The organism is Flavobacterium sp., from assembly GCF_028712645.1.
Classification (GTDB): Bacteria; Bacteroidota; Bacteroidia; order Flavobacteriales; family Flavobacteriaceae; genus Flavobacterium.
In genome coordinates, this window is sequence record NZ_JAQTPQ010000230.1 from 1 (window position 1) to 5,744 (window position 5,744).

Sequence of the window (5,744 nt, forward strand, 5' to 3'; positions counted from 1 at the left end):
TTTTGAGAAACTATATGTTCTAATTCTTTTTCAATTAATTGGTTGACTCTTCTTGCTCCAAGGCTTCCACCAAGAATCAACAATGTTTTTTTATTGGCATCTAAATTGAAATAGTGTATCGCTTCTTCCCTTTTACTTTCGATGTCAATTAAATCCTGACGAACAGGGTTTCCTGTCAAAATCATTTTTTCTTTTGGAAAAAATCGCTCCAAGTTTTCATAAGCAACACAAATTTTATTTGCCTTTTTACTCAATAATTTATTAGTTATTCCCGGAAACGAATTTTGTTCCTGAATCACCGTTGGAATATTCAACATATTTGCCGTTTGCAATAAAGGACCTGACGCAAAACCTCCAGTTCCAATCGCCACATTTGGCTTGAATTGTTTGATTATTTTTCTGGATTTCCATAAACTATCGATTAATTTAAAAGGAAACATTGCGTTTTGTAATGTCAATTTTCGTTGTAAACCAGCAATCCAAAGACCTTCAATTTTGTAACCTGATTGAGGTACTTTTTGCATTTCCATTTTGTCTTTGGCACCCACAAAAAGAAATTCAGCATCAGGAAAACGTAATTTTAATTCATTAGCAATAGCAACCGCAGGATAGATATGTCCTCCTGTTCCGCCACCACTTAGTATGAATTTTAATTTTTTCATTTTCCTTAGATTCTATTTTATTTTTTAATTAATTATTTATTTATCGAAAACCGCATTCATTGGATTGCTTGCTTTGTCTTCGATAGAATAATTTTCTTCTTCGTTTTTTTCATCGTCTTCCTCTGCGTCCTCTTCTTCTAATTGCTTATCGATTAATTTTTGCAAAGCAGCTTCTCTTCTTGCTTTATCTTTAATTTCTTCGGCTATTTCTTCGTCTTTTTTAGTCACATTGATAATGATTCCCAACGCAATACTCGTCATCCAGATAGAACTTCCTCCACTACTTATGAACGGCAAAGTCTGACCTGTAACTGGCAATAATTCAACCGCAACGGCCATATTAATCATCGCTTGAAAAATCATTGGAAAACCAAGTCCGACGACCAGCAATTTTCCGAATAATGAATTAGCTTTATGGGCTGCAATCACAAATCTAAAAAACAACAGTAAATACAAAAACAAAACTCCTAAACCTCCAATTAATCCCCATTCTTCAACAATAATTGCATAAATAAAATCGGAAGAAGATTGTGGTAAAAAGTGTTTTTGCACGCTTTTCCCAGGACCAAGTCCGTAAATTCCGCCAGAAGCAATTGCAATTTTCGCTTTTTCTATTTGGTAATCGTCTTCGCCAGGTTTGTTAGTTCTAAAATTTTCGATTCGGCTCGTCCAAGTGTCAACCCTACTAAAAAAATGAGAATCTGGAAATGCTTTAGCCAATAATACAAATAAAGCCAAGGCTGCAATTCCAGCTCCAATAATAAATCCGATATATTTTAAAGGGTATTTTCCAACGAAAGTCAACATCAAAACCATTGAGAATATCAGAGCCGCCGTAGAAAAATTAGAAGGTAAAATAAACATCAACGTAATAAAAACAGGCAACCAAAGTTCTAACAATGAAGCTTGAAAAGTAACTGGCACTTCTTGTTTTTTAGATAAATATCTAGCCACAAATATTAATAAAACAATAGATGCCAATGTCGACGTTTGAAAAGTTATGCCAATGAAAGGCACCTGAATCCATCGACTAGCATTGGCTCCAGCAATAACAGTTCCTTTGACCATTGTATATGCTAGCAATATCCAAACAATTGGCAACGCAATTTTCGAAATTCCTCTGTAATAATGAAATGGTACTTTATGAACCCAAAAAATAATGATAAAACCTATGAAAATATGGGCTAAATGTTTCAACAAGAAACTGATTGTGTTCCCCGTTCCGTGGTTCATATATGCCAAATTACTACTCGCACTAAAAACAGGCATAAACGAAAACAACGCTAATAAAGCCACGAATGACCATATTACTCTGTCTCCTTTTAGATTGTTTACTAGTTCTTTCATAGTCGTTTGTTTCGTGTTTCAGGTTTAAAGTTGCTTAAACCTAAACTTTTTTATAAATTTCTTACTGCCTTTTTAAACTGTCTTCCTCTGTCTTCGTAATTTTCGAATAAATCGAAACTTGCGCAAGCTGGTGACAATAAAACTGTGTCTCCTTTTTCGGTTAAACGTTGTGCCATTTTCACAGCATCTTCCATAGTATTGACTTCGACCATAATATCGACCACGTTGCCAAAAACATCAATGATTTTCTTATTGTCGATACCTAGACAAATAATTGCTTTCACTTTTTCGCGAACCATCGACATTAATTCATTGTAATCATTTCCTTTATCAACTCCGCCCACAATCCAAACCGTTGGTGTATTCATACTATCCAAAGCAAAAAAAGTGGCGTTCACATTAGTCGCTTTTGAATCGTTGATGTATTGCACATTTTGAATTTTCAAAACCTTTTCCAAACGATGTTCTACCCCTTGAAAATTGGACAAACTTTCCCTAATAGTTGCATTTCTAATTTTCATCAATTTTGCTACTGAAGTCGCTGCCATCGCATTTTTCATATTGTGTTTTCCTTCTAGTGCAATGTATTCCGTCTCCATAATGAATTCTTCCTCGTTGATGATGTTTACTTCCATATTTTTATCTTTTATAAATGCTCCGTTTTCAAATGTTTTTGTCAATGAAAAAGGAATTAATTTGGCTTTTGTTTTGTTATTTTTAAACCATTCGGCGATAATCTCATCATCTGCATCGTAAATGAGAAAATCTTCCTCGGTTTGGTTCATTGTTATTCTAAATTTCGAGGCAATGTAATTGTCATATTTGTAATCGTATCGATCTAAATGATCTGGACTTATATTCGTAATTATAGCAATATGTGGCTTGTAATTTATGATTCCGTCCAATTGAAAGCTGCTTAATTCCAACACATACGAATCGAATTTATCTTCGGCAACTTGCCAAGCAAAACTCTTTCCGATATTACCTCCCAAACCCACATTCAATCCTGCGGATTGTAACAAATGATGAGTAAGCATCGTCGTGGTTGTCTTTCCGTTGCTTCCTGTGATTCCAATGTTAATCGCTTTTGTAAATGGAGCAGCAAATTCAATTTCTGAAATTACTGGAATTCCTTTTGCAATTAGCTTTTTCACTATTGGCGATTTCTCTGGAATTCCAGGACTTTTCATCACCACATCGGCATTTAAAATCAGGTCTTCTGTATGCGTTCCTTCTTCCCAAGCTATTTCGTTAATGATAAGAACTTCTTTATAATTGTCTTTTATTTTTCCAAAATCAGAAACAAAAACATCGTATCCTTTTTTCTTTCCAAGAATTGCGGTTCCTACTCCGCTTTCGCCACCACCAAGAATTACTAATCTTTTCATCTTTTTAATTAAAAATTAAAAATTAAAAATTAAAAATTTTTACCATAATTAACTGAAACTAATGAGTCTTAATTCCTGATATTTAATTTTTAATTCGTAATTTTTAATTGTTTTTACCTTTTAAGGTTATTATAATTTTTGCTAATATTTTACAAATTTCCTCAGCTTCAATAAAAACACTATCAAATTCTGTAATTGAAATATAATCTGTCGCTTTTAATAATTTCAACCAATAAATTGTTTCTCTTGCTTCTTTGTATGAAATCTCAAGTTTGAATAAAAATTCTTTGTCAGAACGCCCTCCGATTGACTCTTCTATGTTTGCGCCAATTGAAGTTCCACTTCTTAAAATTTGTTTACTCAAAACAAATTCCTTTTTTTTAGTCGTTAAATGTTTGTACAAATTAATTATCCTTACTGCAAAAAGAAATGATTTTTCTTGAATAATATTTTCTTTCATTTTGACAATTTTTAATTTTTAATTCTCAATTTTTAATTGAATTTAACGGAGTTTTAAAGTAACAATTGACAAAATGGCGAGCATTATGGCGACAATCCAAAAACGGGTTACAATTTTGCTTTCGTGATACCCTTTCTTTTGATAATGATGATGTAATGGTGCCATCAAAAATATTCTTCTGCCTTCACCAAAGCGTTTTTTCGTATATTTAAAATATCCCACTTGCAAAACCACCGAGAAATTTTCGGCCAAAAATATTCCACATAATAAAGGAATCAACAATTCTTTTCGAACGGCGATAGCAAGAACGGCAATAACTCCTCCAATAGTTAGACTTCCAGTATCGCCCATAAAAACAGTTGCTGGATAGGAATTATACCAAAGAAATCCGATTAATGCTCCAACAAAAGCAGATATAAAAACAGTCATTTCACCTGAATAAGGGATATACATTATGTTCAAATAATTAGAGAAAATAATATTTCCCGAAACAAAAGTAAAAATACCCAATGCCAGAACGGAGATTGCTGATGTTCCAGCAGCTAAACCATCAATTCCATCGGTTAAATTGGCTCCATTGGAAACAGCCGTGATAATAAAAATCACCATTGGAATAAAGATTATCCAAGCCCAATTCTCATATCCTTCTCCAGTCCAAGCCAATACTTCTGCATAGTCAAATTCATTATTTTTGAAAAAAGGAATCGTGGTCGCTGTAGATTTTTCATAAACTGGCGCTTGTTTAATTACATTTTCCGTTTGCACTTTGAAAACATCAGTTTTTCCTGTATCAGTACGAATAGTTACTGTAGGATTGAAATAAAGAACCGAACCTACAATTAAACCCAAACCTACTTGACCAAAAACCTTGAATATACCTTTTAATCCTTGTTTGTCTTTTTTGAAAATTTTGATGTAATCATCAATAAACCCAATAGTTCCCATCCACAAAGTGGTAACAATCAATAAGACGATATAAATATTATGTAATTTGGCAAAAAGCATTACCGGAATTAATGTGGCAAAAATGATTATCAATCCTCCCATTGTAGGTGTTCCAGCTTTTTCGTTTTGACCAGCCAAACCAAGTTCACGAACTGTTTCCCCAATTTGTTGATTCCTCAAAAAACTAATCACTCTTTTTCCGTAAATAGTAGAAAGAAGTAGCGAAAGCATAAATGCCAATGCCGATCTAAAAGTGATGTATTGAAAAACTCCTGCTCCAGGAATATTCAATATTTTGTTTAAATAGTCAAATAAATAATACAGCATAAATTTCTATTTATTGAGTTGTTCTAAAATTTCTTTTACAATTTTCATATCATCAAAATCGTGGCGAATACCTTGAATTTCTTGATAAGTTTCATGACCTTTTCCTGCAATCAAAATAATATCATTTGATTGTGCCAACTGGCAAGCCGTTTTTATAGCTTGTTTTCTATCAGTTATTGATAATGATTTTTTATAATTTTGAGGTGCAACACCTTGTTCCATTTCGCTGATAATCACTTCAGGATCTTCATTTCTTGGATTGTCAGATGTTAGTATAACTTTATCGCTAAGTTCAGCGGCAATGCTTGCCATAATTGGTCGTTTTGCTTTGTCTCTGTTTCCGCCACAACCTACAACTGTTATCAATTGCTCGTTTTTAGTGCGAATATCATTGATGGTTTTCAGCACGTTTTCCAATGCATCTGGCGTGTGGGCATAATCTACAATCGCCGTAATATTCGAATTAGAAACTATAAATTGAAAACGTCCTGAAACACTTTCTAAATCGGATAACAGCCTTAAAACTTCCAGACTTTCCAATCCTAATTGAACTGCGGTTCCATAAATTGCCAATAAATTATAAGCATTAAATGTCCCGATGAGTTTTACCCAAAC

6 protein-coding genes are annotated in these 5,744 nt (G+C 33.4%); all 6 read right to left on the reverse strand.

Annotation, left to right across the window (positions count from 1 at the left end):
- Nucleotides 1-662 (reverse strand): glycosyltransferase (locus PHC28_RS14830; protein WP_300102319.1); only part of this gene is annotated, 662 nt, incomplete at its 3' end.
- Between the two features lie 36 nt (nt 663-698).
- A complete protein-coding gene (locus PHC28_RS14835) occupies nt 699-2,009 on the reverse strand; it encodes an FtsW/RodA/SpoVE family cell cycle protein (protein ID WP_300102322.1) in 1,311 nt (436 codons plus the stop codon).
- Nucleotides 2,010-2,059: 50 nt separating this feature from the next.
- The gene (gene murD, locus PHC28_RS14840; RefSeq protein ID WP_300102324.1) at nt 2,060-3,397 is read right to left on the reverse strand and encodes a UDP-N-acetylmuramoyl-L-alanine--D-glutamate ligase; all 1,338 of its coding nucleotides are present in this window, start codon (nt 3,395-3,397) and stop codon (nt 2,060-2,062) included.
- A gap of 103 nt (nt 3,398-3,500) precedes the next feature.
- Nucleotides 3,501-3,857: a four helix bundle protein gene (locus PHC28_RS14845; RefSeq protein ID WP_300102327.1), complete on the reverse strand. Its 357-nt coding sequence runs from the start codon at nt 3,855-3,857 to the stop codon at nt 3,501-3,503.
- A 42-nt stretch (nt 3,858-3,899) separates the two neighbouring features.
- Entirely contained in the window at nt 3,900-5,129 is a 1,230-nt protein-coding gene (gene mraY / locus PHC28_RS14850; protein WP_300102330.1) for a phospho-N-acetylmuramoyl-pentapeptide-transferase, read from the reverse strand.
- A 6-nt stretch (nt 5,130-5,135) separates the two neighbouring features.
- The coding region (locus tag PHC28_RS14855) for a cyanophycin synthetase (RefSeq protein WP_300102333.1) at nt 5,136-5,744 on the reverse strand (609 nt) is incomplete at its 5' end.